The organism is Luteimonas galliterrae, from assembly GCF_023374055.1.
Classification (GTDB): Bacteria; Pseudomonadota; Gammaproteobacteria; order Xanthomonadales; family Xanthomonadaceae; genus Luteimonas_C; species Luteimonas_C galliterrae.
Genome location: NZ_JAMBEP010000001.1, coordinates 573,402 through 588,660 on the forward strand (window position 1 = coordinate 573,402; position 15,259 = coordinate 588,660).

12 protein-coding genes and 1 tRNA gene are annotated in these 15,259 nt (G+C 65.8%); 7 read left to right on the top strand and 6 right to left on the bottom strand.

Translation table 11 applies throughout. The annotated features are described in order from the left end of the window. Positions 1-212 precede the first annotated feature (212 nt). Both M2650_RS02680 and M2650_RS02685 read left to right on the top strand, forming a co-directional pair. Positions 213-302, top strand: a tRNA-Ser gene (locus M2650_RS02680). Between the two features lie 56 nt (positions 303-358). Further along, positions 359-1,198 carry an N-acyl homoserine lactonase family protein gene (locus M2650_RS02685; protein WP_249470794.1) on the top strand — a complete coding sequence of 280 codons (840 nt, stop codon included), beginning with the start codon at positions 359-361 and terminating at the stop codon, positions 1,196-1,198. A 470-nt stretch (positions 1,199-1,668) separates the two neighbouring features. Here M2650_RS02685 and M2650_RS02690 read toward each other — a convergent pair whose 3' ends face one another. Continuing rightward, positions 1,669-3,267, bottom strand: a complete 1,599-nt coding sequence (locus tag M2650_RS02690) for a tetratricopeptide repeat-containing sulfotransferase family protein (protein ID WP_249470797.1) — start codon at positions 3,265-3,267, stop codon at positions 1,669-1,671. Positions 3,268-3,482: 215 nt separating this feature from the next. Between M2650_RS02690 and M2650_RS02695 the strand changes: the two genes are divergently transcribed. Next, positions 3,483-5,309, top strand: coding sequence for a hypothetical protein (locus tag M2650_RS02695; protein ID WP_249470800.1), 1,827 nt, complete (start codon positions 3,483-3,485; stop codon positions 5,307-5,309). A gap of 142 nt (positions 5,310-5,451) precedes the next feature. On the opposite strand, the gene M2650_RS02700 is transcribed toward M2650_RS02695, so the two are convergent. Beyond that, entirely contained in the window at positions 5,452-5,904 is a 453-nt protein-coding gene (locus tag M2650_RS02700; protein ID WP_249470803.1) for a fasciclin domain-containing protein, read from the bottom strand. A gap of 314 nt (positions 5,905-6,218) precedes the next feature. Between M2650_RS02700 and M2650_RS02705 the strand changes: the two genes are divergently transcribed. Next, positions 6,219-6,632, top strand: coding sequence for a hypothetical protein (locus tag M2650_RS02705; RefSeq protein ID WP_249470806.1), 414 nt, complete (start codon positions 6,219-6,221; stop codon positions 6,630-6,632). On the opposite strand, the gene M2650_RS02710 is transcribed toward M2650_RS02705, so the two are convergent. Continuing rightward, positions 6,596-7,405: an isocitrate lyase/PEP mutase family protein gene (locus M2650_RS02710; RefSeq protein ID WP_249470809.1), complete on the bottom strand. Its 810-nt coding sequence runs from the start codon at positions 7,403-7,405 to the stop codon at positions 6,596-6,598. The genes M2650_RS02705 and M2650_RS02710 overlap by 37 nt on opposite strands. A 72-nt stretch (positions 7,406-7,477) precedes the next feature. Beyond that, complete coding sequence (locus M2650_RS02715) at positions 7,478-8,401, bottom strand: M28 family metallopeptidase (RefSeq protein ID WP_249470812.1); 924 nt, start codon at positions 8,399-8,401, stop codon at positions 7,478-7,480. 109 nt (positions 8,402-8,510) lie between these two features. Between M2650_RS02715 and M2650_RS02720 the strand changes: the two genes are divergently transcribed. Beyond that, a complete protein-coding gene (locus tag M2650_RS02720) occupies positions 8,511-9,404 on the top strand; it encodes a ZIP family metal transporter (RefSeq protein WP_249470814.1) in 894 nt (297 codons plus the stop codon). Positions 9,405-9,519: 115 nt separating this feature from the next. Then, positions 9,520-10,167 (top strand): response regulator, encoded by a 648-nt coding sequence (locus tag M2650_RS02725; protein WP_249470816.1) that lies wholly within the window; start codon positions 9,520-9,522, stop codon positions 10,165-10,167. A 21-nt stretch (positions 10,168-10,188) separates the two neighbouring features. Here M2650_RS02725 and rne read toward each other — a convergent pair whose 3' ends face one another. Beyond that, positions 10,189-13,368, bottom strand: coding sequence for a ribonuclease E (gene rne / locus M2650_RS02730; protein WP_249470820.1), 3,180 nt, complete (start codon positions 13,366-13,368; stop codon positions 10,189-10,191). A gap of 394 nt (positions 13,369-13,762) precedes the next feature. Between rne and M2650_RS02735 the strand changes: the two genes are divergently transcribed. Further along, positions 13,763-14,725, top strand: a complete 963-nt coding sequence (locus tag M2650_RS02735) for an RluA family pseudouridine synthase (protein WP_249470824.1) — start codon at positions 13,763-13,765, stop codon at positions 14,723-14,725. A 167-nt stretch (positions 14,726-14,892) separates the two neighbouring features. Here the strand turns inward: M2650_RS02735 and M2650_RS02740 are convergent, their stop codons facing one another. Next, positions 14,893-15,234 (bottom strand): 4a-hydroxytetrahydrobiopterin dehydratase, encoded by a 342-nt coding sequence (locus tag M2650_RS02740; RefSeq protein ID WP_249470826.1) that lies wholly within the window; start codon positions 15,232-15,234, stop codon positions 14,893-14,895. Positions 15,235-15,259 lie beyond the last annotated feature (25 nt).

The window sequence follows — 15,259 nt, forward strand, 5'->3', positions numbered from 1 at the left end:
CAGGATGCCCCGAGTCAAACCGGCGATACGCGCGTAGCGCGCGGCGCGAAGTACAACGGAGAGGTGGCCGAGCGGTTTAAGGCACCGGTCTTGACTGCGAAGGCATGGATGCCGGAGCGAACATCGGCCGAAGGCCGATGGCCCGCAGGGCGAGGGGCAGGATGCCCCGAGTCAAACCGGCGATACGCGCGTAGCGCGGCGCGAAGTACAACGGAGAGGTGGCCGAGCGGTTTAAGGCACCGGTCTTGAAAACCGGCGATGGGTCAAACCATCCGTGGGTTCGAATCCCACCCTCTCCGCCAACCGGTTTCTGCGATATCGTCGTGCTCCGCATGCCGCACACGATGGAAAAGACGCCGTGAAAAAACGCCTTCGCCTGATCGCAGCCACGGTTCTCGCGCTCCCGTTGTCGTTCGCCGCCGCGCTGGCTTCGAAACCCGAAGTCAGGCTGTGGCGCTTGGATTGCGGCGAGCTCTGGACCTATAACCTGGACGAGCTGTCCGACACGCGCGCTTACGTCGGCCAGAGCAAGTATTTCGTTGGTAGCTGCTACCTGATCCGGCACGGCGACGCTTACTTGCTCTGGGATACGGGCCTGGCGAAGACTTATTTGAACAAGCCGTTCGCGCGGGGCGATGCGGATTCCACGTCGCTCGGCGCGACCGTGGTCGACCAGCTCGCGAAGATAGGCGTCGAACCGGCGCAAATTTCCGTGGTCGGCATCAGCCACTACCATCTCGACCACGTCGGCCAGGCAGCGGATTTCCCGCAGGCGAAACTGCTGATCGGGAAGGGTGACTTCGACGTGCTCGGCCGGCCGGAGCACGAGGCGCGTTCGGAGTTTTTCGCGCCCTGGCTGCGGGAAGGTGCCGACGTCGAAAAGGTGGTCGGCGATCACGACGTGTTCGGCGACGGCAGCGTGATGATGCTCGACCTGCCCGGGCACACGCCTGGCCACCATGGCCTGCTGGTGCGGCTGCCCAAGCGCGGTAACGTGCTGCTGTCCGGCGACGTAGTGCACTTCCGCGAGAATATGGCGTCGATGGGCGTGCCTTCGTTCAACACCGATCGCGCGCAATCGCTGGCCTCGATGGACCGCTTCGAAAAACTCGCGCGCAACCTGAAGGCGACGTTGATCATCCAGCACGAAGAAAAGGATGTCGCCAAGTTGCCGGCATTTCCGCAAGCGGCCGAATGAGGCCGATCGCCTCGAGGCGGCCGGAATAGCGCCCATCGCGCGCAAGAACGAACCATCCGCGGGTGCTCGCCACCCACGAATGCCATTCGCCGGACCTGCCCGATAGCGGGCGCGCAGCCTGTCGATCGTGGCTGGCTGCCGGGAGCGTTTGGCTTGAAGCTATGCCGGCATCGCGGCCATCGCCGCATGCCGGCGCGGCCGATGCATTGCCCGTCGTCCAGGTTCGCGTTTGCCTGCGCAGCGCGGTGCTATCCCTGTACCTTCCCCCGAGGATTTTTCATCCATGTCGCTTCTGTTCTTTTCGCTGTTCGGTATTTCTTCCGCTTTCTCCGCCCAACCGGTGTCGTCGGCGCCGGGCGTGTTCGAAGAGTGCCCGGTTCCGGTCGAGTCCACGTTCTAAGTAGGCGAGCGTTTTGCGTTTGCGGGCGGCGGCGCACGATGGCCGCCGCTTTTTTTTGGCAGCCGTCCGCCTAGGGCGCATCCGAACGAATGCTGTCGAGGCGCTCCCGCAACGGCCCCAGATGTTTCGCGTACCTGCGCCAGGCGTCCACGCCCTGCGCGTGTATCGGTTGCCGTACCTGCGAACTGCTGGCGGTGGCCACGGCGGCAGTGTTCCGCGTGATGTCGACGGTCTGCGGCTCGAAAGCCAGGCCGCAGAACTTCATGATGCGTTCTGAAGCGCGCACAGGATCGGAAACCAGGTCTTCGTAGTCGACGATCGCGAACCTCTCCGGCACGATTCGCCGCCAATGCTCGCTGAGCGAAGCGAAGCGGGCGTAATGATCCGCAAGTTCGGTTTGGTCGTAGCTGTAGCCGTAGGCGACGTTGGTGAAAAGCTCTTTCAGGTTGGAGAAGCAGGCCGCCATCGGCGAACGGCGCAGGCACAGGATCTTCGCTTGCGGCAGCGCCTTGACGATGTAGCCGGCCTGGACGAAATTCATCGGGTTCTTGTCGACCAGATAGCGGCTCCCCGCATAGCGCGGAGCCGTGCGCTGCAGGTAGGTTTCGCCGACGCGAGCCCAATCGGCGCTTGCGAGGCGTTCGACCGAAGCATCGGTGACGGAGGTCGGGATGAAGCTATCGGTCTCCCAGCAAAGCGCGCTGTTGAAATCGCGCAATTCGCCGCCGGCCGCGACCTGGCTATGGTTGCCGAGCATGCGCTCCAGCAGCGTGGTGCCGGTGCGCGGCATGCCGACGATGAAGATCGGGACTTGCGTCGCATCGGCAGGGGCCAGACCGGTATCGCCCACGAAATCGGCATCCACAGTCCGCCGCAGCGTATCGAAGCCCTGTCGCTCCGCATGCGGATCGTAGCGAATCGTTTTGCGCTTGATTGCCGCGCCTGCCGCCAGGCTATGCCACGCCGCGTCGGTTTCGCCGGCGTCGTCGTATTCCTTGAACAGCGCATAGTGGAAGTAGGCCTGCTCCGGCGCAGCGGCATCGAGCGTCGCCTGCGCTCGCTTGATCCGGTCGACGCGCGACAACGGCGGGTCGGATTTGCGATGGTAGGCAAGCGCCCAATGCGCGTAGGGATAGTTCGGCTGCAGGCGCAGGCAGCGTTCGTACTCCTCCGTGGCCTCGTCCATGCGCCCGCTGTAGCGCAGCGCGTTCGCGCGCGCATAGCTCAGATGCTCGCTGTCGGCCGCGCGTGCGAACACCGCGTCGATCAGGGCGAGCGCATCGTCCACGTGGCCGGTCAGGTACAGCTGCTGGGCCAGCAACGGCGAGGCGCGGACGATGTCGACGCTGATCCAGTCGGCTCCGAAAATGAGGTCGCGCAGTGCTTGTCCTTCGTCGAAGGCCAGCAGCAGGCGCGTCACGGCAGCGATGTCGGCCCAGGAGCGCTCGCAGATCGTATCGGCAGCCATGAGGGCATGCGTACGCGATTGCCGATAATGGCCGAAACCCTGTTCCAGCACCGACGCGCGCAGGCGCGAGTGGAGATGGCCTGGTTCCTGGCGCAGGATCGACAGATAAGCCGAAAGCGCGGCCGCCGTCTCGCCTGCGGCCTCGGCGCTCCGGGCCTGTTGCCACAACATCCGCAAGTCGTGGTGCATGAGGGCGGTCAACTCGGCTCCAGGCCGTAATCTTATGCCGGAAAGATGCGGCCCGTGGCCGCGTTTGGATGCGCGCGCCTGGCCGCGATCTTGCAAGCGAAGCCGGTGGGCGGATCATAATGGGCGCGCGGCAGGGCGTGCGCCGGGGGCGGGCGAACTGAAGCGCCGCATGCGCAGGCCAGCAGGGGAACAAGCGATCGATGAACCCATATCCTGGATTCGGGTGGATGCCGTCGATCCTGACGCCATGCCTGGCGCTGCTATCGATGGCCGGGCTCGGGGCGCTCGCATTGCGTTTCGCGCTGGGACGCGCCGATGGCTTGTCGCGGTTGGAAAGGGCCGTCACCGCGCCCGCGCTCGGGATGCTGGCCTATTCTCTGATACTTCTCTTTGCCGGCGCGGCCGGCATGTTCGCCTATGCGTGGGTGTGGGTTTTGCATGCCGCCGGCTTGGCCGGCCTTGCGTTCGTGCTCGTTGTCAGTCCGCAGCGCCCGGCGATGTCTTCGGCCATAGCCGTGGCTTGGCTGCCGCTGGCGCTCATGGCGCTGCTTTGCGTTGCGCTCACCGTCGGCAGCTTCCTGAGCCCGCTGATGCATCCGGATGCGCGCCAATACCACCTTGGGCTGCCATGGCTCATGAGCGTATCCGGAAGCCTTTCGGGCAACGACACGTTGCTGCATAACGGCACCTATTTGGGTTACGACATCCTTTATTCGTCGGTGGCCGATCTGAAGCGGTTGGGCGACGTTCCGGCGATGGCGGACGGGTTGAAGCTGTTCAACGCGATTACCAGCGCTTTCTTTCCGCTTTCGACGTTGCTCCTGTGCCGTGCGTTCGGCGGTTCCTGGCGCGCCGGCGCGCTGGCGGCCCTTGCGACGTTCACATTGGGCCCGGTGGTTTACTGGGGCTTCCTCAAGAACGATATCGTCGCTGCCGGAGTCGGGCTGCTGTCATTGGCGCTTCTGGCGAACGCTTACGAACAGGTCAAGCCGCGGATGTTTTTCGTCGCGTGCGCGCTGGCGGCCTATGCAGTGAGCATCAAGATCACGAATATCTTTCCGCTGCTGCTGCCTTTCGCTTTCGTCTGCTTCTCGCGGAGGCTGCCGCCGAAAGCCCGCATCGTAGGTGCGGTCATAGGGCTGGTCTTGATCCTGCCTTGGGTGATTTACGCGTATGCCGTCAGTGGCAATCCGATCGCTCCGGTCGCGACGCCATTCCCGGAAGAAATCCGGCTCGCGGCCGCCGTGCGCAACAGCAACGGCATCGAAGCTTCCGCGTACAACCTCGTGAATCAGTTCGTTCCGATCGTCCTCGGCCGCTATCCCATACCCGGCAATCAAAGCCTCGGCATCCTGAGCCTGCTGGTCGTGCCGGTTTTGCTCGCCTTCCTCATCGGGGACGCTGTCAAGCGCAGGGTGGAGCTAGCCAGTGTGATCGCCTGCTCGGCGCTGCTGTGGTTCTTCGTTTTCTATGCGTCGACCTACGACAACCGTTTCTTGTCGCGGTACGTCCTGATCTGTTTCGCGATCCTGTTCTCGTTCGCATGCTTCAGGGTCGAGGTCCGTTTGCGGGGATATCCGTACAAGTCGAGAATCGCCGCCTATTTCGCCGGCATCGCCCTAGTCTGCGCGCTGGTCGTGCAGAATCCGAGCTTGGGCGCGGCCTACGAACGCCTCGCCGTACTCCAAGATGCGCAGCGGATCGGGCGCGAGAAGGCAACCGAGGCTGAGGGATACGCAGCGCCGTACCAGGTCCTAAACCGGATCCGCAAGCCCGGCGAAGCGGTAGGCATCAACGACCATATGGTGCTGTTCCTCGAGCCGCCGCTGTTCAACTTGCACGGCATGCATGCGGTCGGCCTCAATCTCTACGCTAAGGATGCCGACTACGTAAAGCGGTACCTGTCCGAAAGATCGGTCCGGTACCTGTTGTTCCGGCAAGGGATATCCGGGGGGACGCCCGCGGTCGAGCAATACATGGCCGAGTGCGCGCAGCGCGTGCAATCGTTCTCGGGAGGTCGCAGCCTGTATGTCGTGAAAAGCGATTGCTGGTGAGTCGGGCGCCGCTGCGCGCCATCGGAGCCAGCGAGCACAACGGCAAAAAAAGAACGGCCGCCGAAAGGCGGCCGTCGTCGTGCGTTCCGGAAGGGCAGAGCAGAGCGGCTTCCTGCCGCAGCCATCGCCCATCCGCCCGGACTTACTGCTTGGTCGGCGCCGCAGCCGGCATGTTGACCTTGTCGATGCCGTGGATGACGCCGTTGCTGGAACCGATGTCGGCAGTCGTCACCTGGGCGCCGTCGATGACGACCTTGTTGTCGACCAGCTTGATCGGAGCGGCTTGACCGTTCACGGTCTTGGCCGATTCCCACTTGCCGATGTCGGCCGAGCTTTTGCGGCCGCTGACGACATGGTAGTTGAGGATCGAAACCAGCTCGTCCTTGTTCTCCGGCTTGAGCAGGTTGTCGAGCTTGCCCGCCGGCAGCTTTTCGAACGCGGCGTCGGTCGGAGCGAAGATCGTGAACGGACCCGGTCCGCGCAGGGTTTCGCTCATGCCGGCTTGTTCGACGGCTTTGGCGAAGATCTTGAAGGTGCCGTTGGCGGCGGCGGTGTCGAGCAGGTTCGACGGGGAGGTATTGGTCGGGGTGTTCATAGCGGGTAATTCCTTGGTGGACGATCCGAAGGTTTTCCGAATCGGAAGCGGCCGAAGCCGTTGACTCCCGTCGACGACGGGAATGCGATGCTCAGTGCGGAGAGAGGAGGGAAGTGCGGCGCTGCTGAGTGGCCGTTACGGCGTTGCGCCGTAATGCCCATGCATCATGCGCCATTCCTTGTTACTTCGGCGTTACTTCGTATGCCGTCCGTCCGATAGCTGCGTTGCGGGACGATGGAGCTGGCATAGTCGCCAGGCTCGGACGGCGCGACACGCTCGAACAGAAGGCAGCGAATCACCTCCACGAGAACGACATGAATCCCCGTAAACCGCATCGCACGATCCAGCCGAATTTTTCGGGTTCCCTAGCGGAGGAGTCGAGCCGGAATCGAGGATTGCTTGGCATCGCAAGAGCGACCTCTGGCCGGCTGACCAAATATGCGGCGAAAGAGTTCGAACACTGGGCCGGCACGCGCGAACTCAGCTTGAGGCAGTTACGCGCGGAACTCGTCGCTTCGGCATTCCCGGAGGCTTGGCCCGACGCCGAAAGCTCGGCGCTGATCTCCTTGATTGCCCAGGATCTCCGCGATGCGGCGCTATGGCCCGTCGAAGGGCGCGGCCCGGATTCGGTCAGGCCGCTGAGCGCCTGGCGTGCGCGCTACAACGACCTCGACCGTTGCTTGCGACCGGTTCAGCGCCCGGCGAAAAGCGCATTGATGTCGGAGTAACCCATCGCATCCTCGGTCAGCGGCGCCGATGCGCCGGTGGCCAGGAAGCCCCGGGTCAGCGCGGCGAGCCGCGCATACGCCGAGGAAGTGGTCGCAGATCCAGCGCTCAACCGGCGCACGCCGAGGCGCTCCAATTCCGCCGCCGGCGGCAGGTTCGGGCGCACCAGCACGTTCAACGGCAGACCCGCACCGGCAGCGATGGCGCGGATTTGTTCGCCATCCACGACGCCGGGGACGAACAGTCCGTCGGCGCCGGCATCGCGATACCGTTTCGCGCGGGCCAGCGTTTCTTCCACACGCCGGCCTTCCGGCGCCAGGCCGGCGAGATAGACATCGGTGCGCGCATTGACGAACACATCGGTCCCCATGCGTGCGCAAGCGCTCTTGATGCGCTCGATCTTGGCGCAGAGCAGGGCAGGGTCGCGATCGCCGTCTTCGAGGTTGATGCCGGCGGCGCCGGCATCGATCAACCTCGCGATGTTGTCGGCGACGGTCGCAGGGTTGTCCGAATAGCCGGACTCGCTATCCACCGTCAACGGCACCCGCAATACGCGCGAGATGCCGGCGACGGCATCGGCCAGCTTCGCGATGGGCAGCGCGTCGCCGTCCGGATAGCCCAGCGACCAGGCCACGCCGGCGCTGGTGGTGGCGATGGCTTTCGCGCCCAGGCTCTCGACCAGGCGCGCGGTGCCGGCGTCCCAGACGTTGGCGAGCAGCAGCAGGCCCTGTTGGTGGAGTTGGCGCAGCGCGGCGGTCGCTTCGTTACCGGACATGCGTGATTCTCGTCGGAAGTGAGCCCCTATTGTCGCGTCTCAGCGCCGGCGCGCCAGCCGTTTTCGGACAGACTACCGCGACGCTGCATCCCAGCGCCGCAACGCGTCTTCGACCGCGGCGACGCCGCGCGCGGCTTCGTCCGCATCGATTTGCGCCAGGGTGTCGTTGTCGCTGTGGATCACCTGCATCACTTTCGCCGGCGGATCGACTTTCTGATGCGAGAACGCCTTCAGGATGCTCGGAATCTCGTTCTTGCCGACCAGCGAATACGAAACGGCCGGCCAGCCGGCCTTGTGGAACGCAAGATGGTCCGTCGGCGGATACTTGTCGCCTGCGGACAACTCGATGCCGGCCGCCTGCGTCGCCTCGCGGCTCGCCGAGACGAGTGCGTTGGATTCGTCCGGCGTCATCATCCACAGCGCATCGCCCCAGCCGAACACGTCGAAATTCACGTACATCGCCGGTTTGGCGCCGCCGTCGGCGATATAGGCGCGCGCGCCGATCAGGCCCAACTCTTCCAGGTCCCAGAACGCGACCGCCACGCGGTGATGCTGCAGCGGGCGTTGCTTCAGGCGTTGCGCGAGCGCCAGCACGACCGCGCTGCCGGAAGCGTTGTCGGTGGCGCCGTCGCCTTCCTTCACCTTGTCCGAGTGCGCGCCGATCAGCAACAGCGGCGCGTCGGCCGGTCCGCCGATGTCCGCCAGCAGATTCGTGCCCTTGTGCTTTTCGAACGCGAACGGCGCCTGGCGCGCCTGGATGCCGGAAGCCGCGAGCGCGTTTTCGATGGCGGCACGGCGTCCTGCGTTGTCCGTCGCTGCGGCGATCGCCGAAACATCGCTCATCCAGGCGTCCGCGGGACTGGGCTGCGCTACGGCGGCTTGCGCAGGAACTACGGCGGCATCGGACCGCGTCGCGACCGGCGACGGCGATGCGCAAGCGGCCAGAAACAACGCGCAAGCCGGCGCCAGGCCGGCGGAAAGCATGGAAAGACGCATCGCAACCCCCTGTGATGAAAGCCGTAGTTTGCACGATCGGCCGCTCCGGCGGCCGGCGGCCGGCCACGAACGGCTACCCACTGCGCGGTCAATGTGGTCAGATTGGGCCATGCACAGCCCCTCGCTGCCGCCCGCAGCCGTATTCCGCCGTTGGCTCGGCATGGGCATCGTCGTGCTCGGCCTGTTCGCGATGCTGCAGGGCCTGTGGCAGCACTTGCGTTCGGACTATCCGGCGCCGGTGTTCAACGCCTTCCTCGGCGGCACGATGGCCGCGATCGCGACCGCGCTCGGCGCGCTGCCGGTGTGGTTCTCGCAGCGCCTGTCCGACCGCGTGCAGGACAGCCTGTTCGGCTTCGGTGCCGGCGTGATGCTGGCGGCGTGTTCGTTTTCGCTGATCGTGCCCGCGATCGGCGCGGCCGAGGCGCGCGGTTCCGGCAATTGGGAATCGGGTTTGATCGTGGGCGGCGGCATCATCCTGGGCGCGGCCCTGCTGTTGGTGATGGAACGCTATCTGCCGCACGAGCATTTCATCAAGGGCGTGGAAGGACATGCCGCGCGCGCATTGCGGCGCACCTGGCTGTTTGTTTTTGCGATCGTGCTGCACAACCTGCCCGAAGGCCTGGCGATCGGCGTCGGTTACGCCGGCAACGATCCGGTGCGCGCCAGCGCGCTGGCGATGGGCATTTCTATCCAGGACGTGCCCGAAGGCCTGGTGGTCGCGGTGGCGCTGGTGTCGGCCGGCTACAAGCGCGGGTTGGCGGTGCTGATCGGCATGGCCTCGGGCCTGGTCGAACCGGTGGGCGCCGTGATCGGCGCCGCGGTGGTCAGCCTGTCGGCGGCATTGCTGCCCTGGGGCTTGGCCTTCGCCGCCGGCGCGATGCTGTTCGTGATCAGCCACGAAATCATCCCCGAATCGCACCGCAAAGGACACGAAGCCTTCGCCACCGGCGGGCTGATCCTGGGTTTCGTGGTGATGATGCTGTTGGACACGGCCCTGGGATGAACGCTCCGGATTTTCCCGACAGCGCGATGCGAACCGTCCCGCTCCCGTCGAACGCCGCGCTTGCCATCTCCCGACCCGCCACCTACGCTGGCATCGGGAGAGGGGAGTTGCAGGGATGACTATCCGTGTGTTCCTGGTCGACGACCATGCCCTGGTCCGCGCCGGAATGAAGATGATCCTGGGCGGCGAGGTCGACATCGACGTGGTCGGCGAAGCCGAGAGCGGCGAAGAAGCCCTGCCGCAGATCCGCAAGCTCAAGCCCGACGTGGTGTTGTGCGACCTGCACCTGCCCGGCGTCAGCGGCCTGGAAGTGACCGAACGCGTGGTCAAAGGCGACCACGGCACGCGCGTGATCGTGGTATCGGTGCTCGAAGACGGGCCGATGCCCAAGCGCCTGCTCGAAGCCGGCGCGTCCGGTTATGTCGGCAAGGGCGGCGACAGCATCGAATTGCTGCGCGCGGTGCGCGACGTGGCGCGCGGCAAGCGCTATCTGGCGAGCGGCGTGGCGCAAAACCTGGCCTTGTCCGGCATACAGGGCGGCGCATCGCCGTTCGATGCCTTGTCGCCTCGCGAGATGGAAATCGCCTTGCTGTTGACGCAGGGTTTGCGCCAGGAAGACATCGCCAAGCGGTTGAGCCTGAGCGCGAAAACCGTCAACACGCACAAGACGCGTTTGTTCGAGAAACTGGGCGTGGGCGACAGCATCGCACTGGCGCGACTGGCCAGCCAATACGGCGTAGGCAATCCCGCGCACGCCGTATAAGCGTGCGCGGGGCCCGGTTGGTCAGGCGCCGCGCTCGCCTTCGCGCGGGGCTTCGTTCGGATCCTGCGCAGGCTGCCTGGCGGCCACTTGCGCCGCGGCTTCTTCCGGCGGCGCGGCGGGCGCCTCGTCGAACAGGCCGGGCGCTTGCGGCGTGCCGGGTTCGACGAAGCCGGTCGCAACCGTCGTTTCGGGCGCTTGCGTTTCCTGTGCGGGCGCTTCCGGTGCTACGGGTGCCGGAGCAGGTTCGACTGCCGGCTTTTCCGCCATTGGTTTGACGGCCGGGCGGTAGGCGCTTTCGGCCAACGAAACGGCGATCGCGGCGGACAACGGCAGGGCATGGATCGCGTCGCTCTGCTGCGCGGCGACGCGCGGCGGACGCGGCGGCGTTGCGGTTTCTTTCGGCGCGTTCTTCGGCTTGTCGTTTGCCGGCGAGGCTGCGACTGGCGATTCGACGCCAGGCTGCGGTGCGGCTTGTTCGCGCGGCTCGGATTCCGGTGCAGCCGCGGCGATTTCGACGGCAGCGATTGCGGCTGGCGACGGTTCGATGGGCGCCGGTGCCGGTTCCGAAGCGACGACCTCAGGCTCGACAACCGCCGACGCCGGCTCGATCGCGGCGGGCCCGGCCTTCTCGACCGCCGGCACGATCGCCGGTTCTGCGGCAATCGCGTACTGCGGCGCGCGCAGCGAAGACGAAGCTTCGGCGACGTATTCGTCCTTCGCCGGTTCTGCGATGGGCGCGACGGCAGCGGGCGCTACAGGCCGCGATTCGGGCAGCGCGTCGTCGAAATCGAACTCCGGCTGCGAACGCTGCGCGGCGACGGCGGCATCGTCTTCGTGAAGCGCTTCGACGGTGTTTTCGCCGCCGGCAGCGCCTTCGGCGCCACCGCGGCGGCGGCGGCGGCCGCCACGACGGCCGCGGCGACGGCGTGCGTTTTCGCCGCCCTCGGTCGCGTGGGCGGCAGCATCGGCCGCTTCGTCGGCAGGCGAGGCGGCGCTATCGGCCGGTACGGCCGGCGCCGGCCCGATGTCGAAGTGGGCGATGTTGGGCGGCGTCGCGTCGGCAATTGCGGCGGCTTCGGCCACAGGCGTTTGCTTCGGCCTGGGCTGCTCGACAGCGGCGGCAGCGGCTTGCGCCTGCACAGGAATCTCGGCGCGTTCCGCCTTGGGCGGGCGCGGTTCGCGATTCTGGTCCTGTTGCGGCTTTGGCTGCTTCTGCTGCTGGCCTTGTTGCTGCGGCTTGGGCTGGCCCTGCTTCTGCTGCTGGGCTTGCTTGGGTGGCTGCTTGTTCTGCTGGCCCTGCGCCTGCGGCTGGCCGCGCTTCTGGTCGTCGCGCCTCTGCTCGTCGCGGCGCTCGCCGCGTCCCTGCTGCTTGTTGCCGCCGCCGTTGCGGCCGTCGCGGCGCTGCGCGTTGCGGTCGTTGCGCGTGCGGTCCTCGTTGCGGGCGGGCGGGGCGGGCGGCGGCGTTTCGGCGGTCTGCTCGCCGCCGAAGAACTGCATCATCCGCGCGAACAGGCCGGCTTTGGGCTTGGGCGCGACGCGGATCGGCGCCGGCGCCGGATGAGCGTGACGCTCTTCGGCCGGATCGTCGCGCATCGGCGCCGGTTGCAGCGGCTTGACGTTGGTCACGGCCGGCGCCGGCGGGATGTTCAGATGCGCCTTGGTCAGCGCATGCGTGGCCAGCTTGCGCGGCGTGCCGCGCTGGTAGCTGGGCTTGCTGGTCTCTTCGCCGAGTTCGTTCTCGCGGATGCGGGTCACTTCGTAATGCGGCGTTTCCAGCTGGTCGTCGGCGACGATCACGATCGGCGAATCGTGGCGCTGCTCGATCTCGGCCAGCGCGCGGCGCTTTTCGTTGAGCAGGAAGTTGGCGATCTCGGTCGGCGCCTGCACCAGCACCTGGCCGGTGTTCTCCTTCATCGCGTGCTCTTCGGCCACGCGCAGGATCGACAGCGACAGCGACTCGACGCTGCGCATGCGGCCATGGCCGTCGCAGCGCGGGCAGACGATCTGGCTGGCTTCGCCCAGGCTCGGACGCAGGCGCTGGCGGCTCATTTCGAGCAGGCCGAAACGCGAGATGCGGCCGATCTGCACGCGCGCGCGGTCGTACTTGAGCGCGTTCTGCAGGCGGTTCTCGACTTCGCGCTGGTGCTTGTTGGACGACATGTCGATGAAGTCGATCACCACCAGGCCACCCAGGTCGCGCAGGCGCATCTGGCGCGCGACTTCCTCGGCCGCTTCCAGGTTGGTGTTGAACGCGGTCTCCTCGATGTCGCCGCCCTTGGTGGCGCGCGCCGAGTTGACGTCGATCGCGGTCAGCGCTTCGGTCTGGTCGACCACGATCGAACCGCCCGAAGGCAGGCGCACCTGGCGTTCGTAGGCGTTCTCGATCTGCGATTCGATCTGGAAGCGGTTGAACAGCGGCGTGTCGTCGGTGTAGTGCTTGAGCTTGCGCAGGTTGTGCGGCATCACCTGCTGCACGAATTCCTTCGCTTCGGCGTACATCTCGTCGGCGTCGACCAGGATCTCGCCCACGTCGGCGCGCATGTAGTCGCGCAAGGCGCGGATGATCAGGCGCGATTCCTGGTAGATCAGGAACGGCGCCGGCTTGGTCAGCGCGGCTTCGGCGATCGAGCGCCAGACCTGCAGCAGGTAGTCCAGATCCCATTGCAGTTCTTCGGCATCGCGGCCGACGCCGGCGGTGCGGATGATGACCCCCATATCGTCGGGGATCTCCAGCTTGTCCATCGCTTCTTTCAGCGCGGCGCGGTCGTCGCCTTCGATGCGGCGCGAGACGCCGCCCGCGGTCGGCGAGTTCGGCATCAGCACCATGTAGCGGCCGGCCAGCGAGATGAACGTGGTCAGGGCGGCGCCCTTGTTGCCGCGCTCTTCCTTGTCTACCTGAACGACCACTTCCTGGCCTTCCTTCAGCAGTTCCTTAAGGCCGGCCTTGTTATGGTCGACGCCTGCCTGGAAGTAATCGCGGGAGATTTCCTTCAGCGGCAGGAAGCCGTGGCGCTCGGCGCCGTATTCGACGAAGGCCGCTTCCAGGGAGGGCTCGAGCCGGGTGATTCGGCCTTTGTAGATATTGGACTTCTTCTGTTCTTTGGACGGTTGTTCGATATCGATGTCGTAAAGGGTTTGTCCGTCGACGATGGCGACGCGCAGTTCTTCAGCCTGCGTCGCATTGATCAGCATGCGTTTCATGTTGTGCGTTCCTCGCGCGCTCTCGCACGCGGAACGCCGGGGCGTTTCGCCTGGATACTGCTGGGCGCCGGCCGCGCAAGCGCAGCGGCGTCCTGGTTTCCAGCGCTTCTACACCACGGCAGGCCGCGGGAGCGCTTGTCTCTGTTTTTAACTGTTGCGGGCCGGCGGCTGCTTCGGCTTGGGCCTTGGCGCCGCTCGGGTCGTTGTTCAGCGCCGATGTCTGACGCACCGGGCGATGTCCGGGCTTGCCGTGCAGCCGCTAACATGGCCGCTCCGGGAGCGGTGGTTGCGCACTGCGACGGGGATCGCGGGAAGGCGGGCTTTCGGCCCGGGTAACTTCCAGCGAAATCAAACCCTTATCTCGCATCGCGAGTGTATCAGACCAAGACTGCAGATGCCCCCTTCCGAAGCCCCAGCCCGTTCCGCGGGTGCCGCCCACACCGTCCGTATCGCCGAAGACCGAGACGGGCAGCGGCTCGACAACTTCCTGCTGGGCTACCTGAAAGGAGCGCCGCGCAGCCTGATCTACAAGCTGCTGCGCTCGGGCCAGGTGCGGGTGAACGGCGGCCGCAGCAAGCCGGAGCGCCGATTGGAGGGCGGGGACGAGGTTCGCATCCCGCCGATCCGGCTCGAAGACCCGGCCGACAAGGGCACCCCGGCCAAGGGCCTGCTCGAAGCGATGCAGGCCAGCATCGTCTTCGAGGATGCCCGCCTGCTGGCGATCAGCAAACCCTCAGGCGTGGCCAGCCATGGCGGCAGCGGGATCAGTTTCGGCGCCATCGAAACCTTGCGCGCCTTGAGGCCGAAGGACTCCCTGGAACTGGTCCACCGATTGGACCGGGACACGTCCGGCTTGCTGATCGTCGCCAAGAAGCGTTCGGCGCTGATCGAATTGCAGGCCCTGATGCGGGAAGAGGGCGGCATCGCCAAGCGCTATCTGGCCCTGCTGACCGGACGCATGCCCGACGGCGTGATGAGCGTGGACGCGGCCCTACACGTCGGCCTGCGCCAGGGCGGCGAGCGGCACGTGCAGGTCAACGCCGCGGGCAAGCCGTCGCTAAGCCATTTCCGGGTGCTGGAGCGGCGCGGCGGGCATTCGTATTGCGAAGTGCGCATTGAGACCGGCCGCACCCACCAGATCCGCGTGCATGCGCAGCACATCGGCCATCCGGTGGCGGGGGACGACAAATACGGCAATGAGGCGATCAACAAGCGGTTGCGCGAGCAGGCCGGCCTGAAGCGGCTGTTCCTGCATGCGACGTCGTTGGAATTCGCATTGGATGGCGGCCGCGTGCCATACGTGTTGAATGCGCCGCTGGCGCCCGATCTAGTCGATGTGCTGGATCGGTTGGCTTGAGGTTGCAGGCATCCCGGAAGTGACAGCAGCGTTTGCCGTGACGGCCCCCCAGGGGGCAGCCGCAAGCGTCGGCTCTTCGTAGGAGCGGCTTTAGCCGCGAGCTTTTGCTGTTCCGCGCGAACCGATCAAGAGCTCGCGGCTAAAGCCGCTCCTACGAAGAGCAAAGCTCATGCGTAGAGGCCATCGGCTTTAGCGGCGCAGATGAAGTCGTTCTCGCTCAGCCCGCCCACGTCGTGGGTGGAATAGCGCACCACGCAGCGGTCGTAATGCACGCTCAGGTCGGGGTGATGGTCTTCGCGGTTGGCCATGTGGGCCAGGGCGTTCACGAACGACATCGTCCGATAGTAGTCCTTGAAGGCGAAGGTCCGGGTCAGCGCGTGGCCGTTTTCCGCCAGTTCCCAACCCGCCACTTCCGGCATCAGTTCGCGGATACGGGCCTCGCTGAGCTTGTGTTCGCTGCCCTTGCGGGGCAGGCAATGGGCCTGGGCGAGCGGAATCAGGTCGGACATGGCGGACTCCTAACGAATGGCAAAC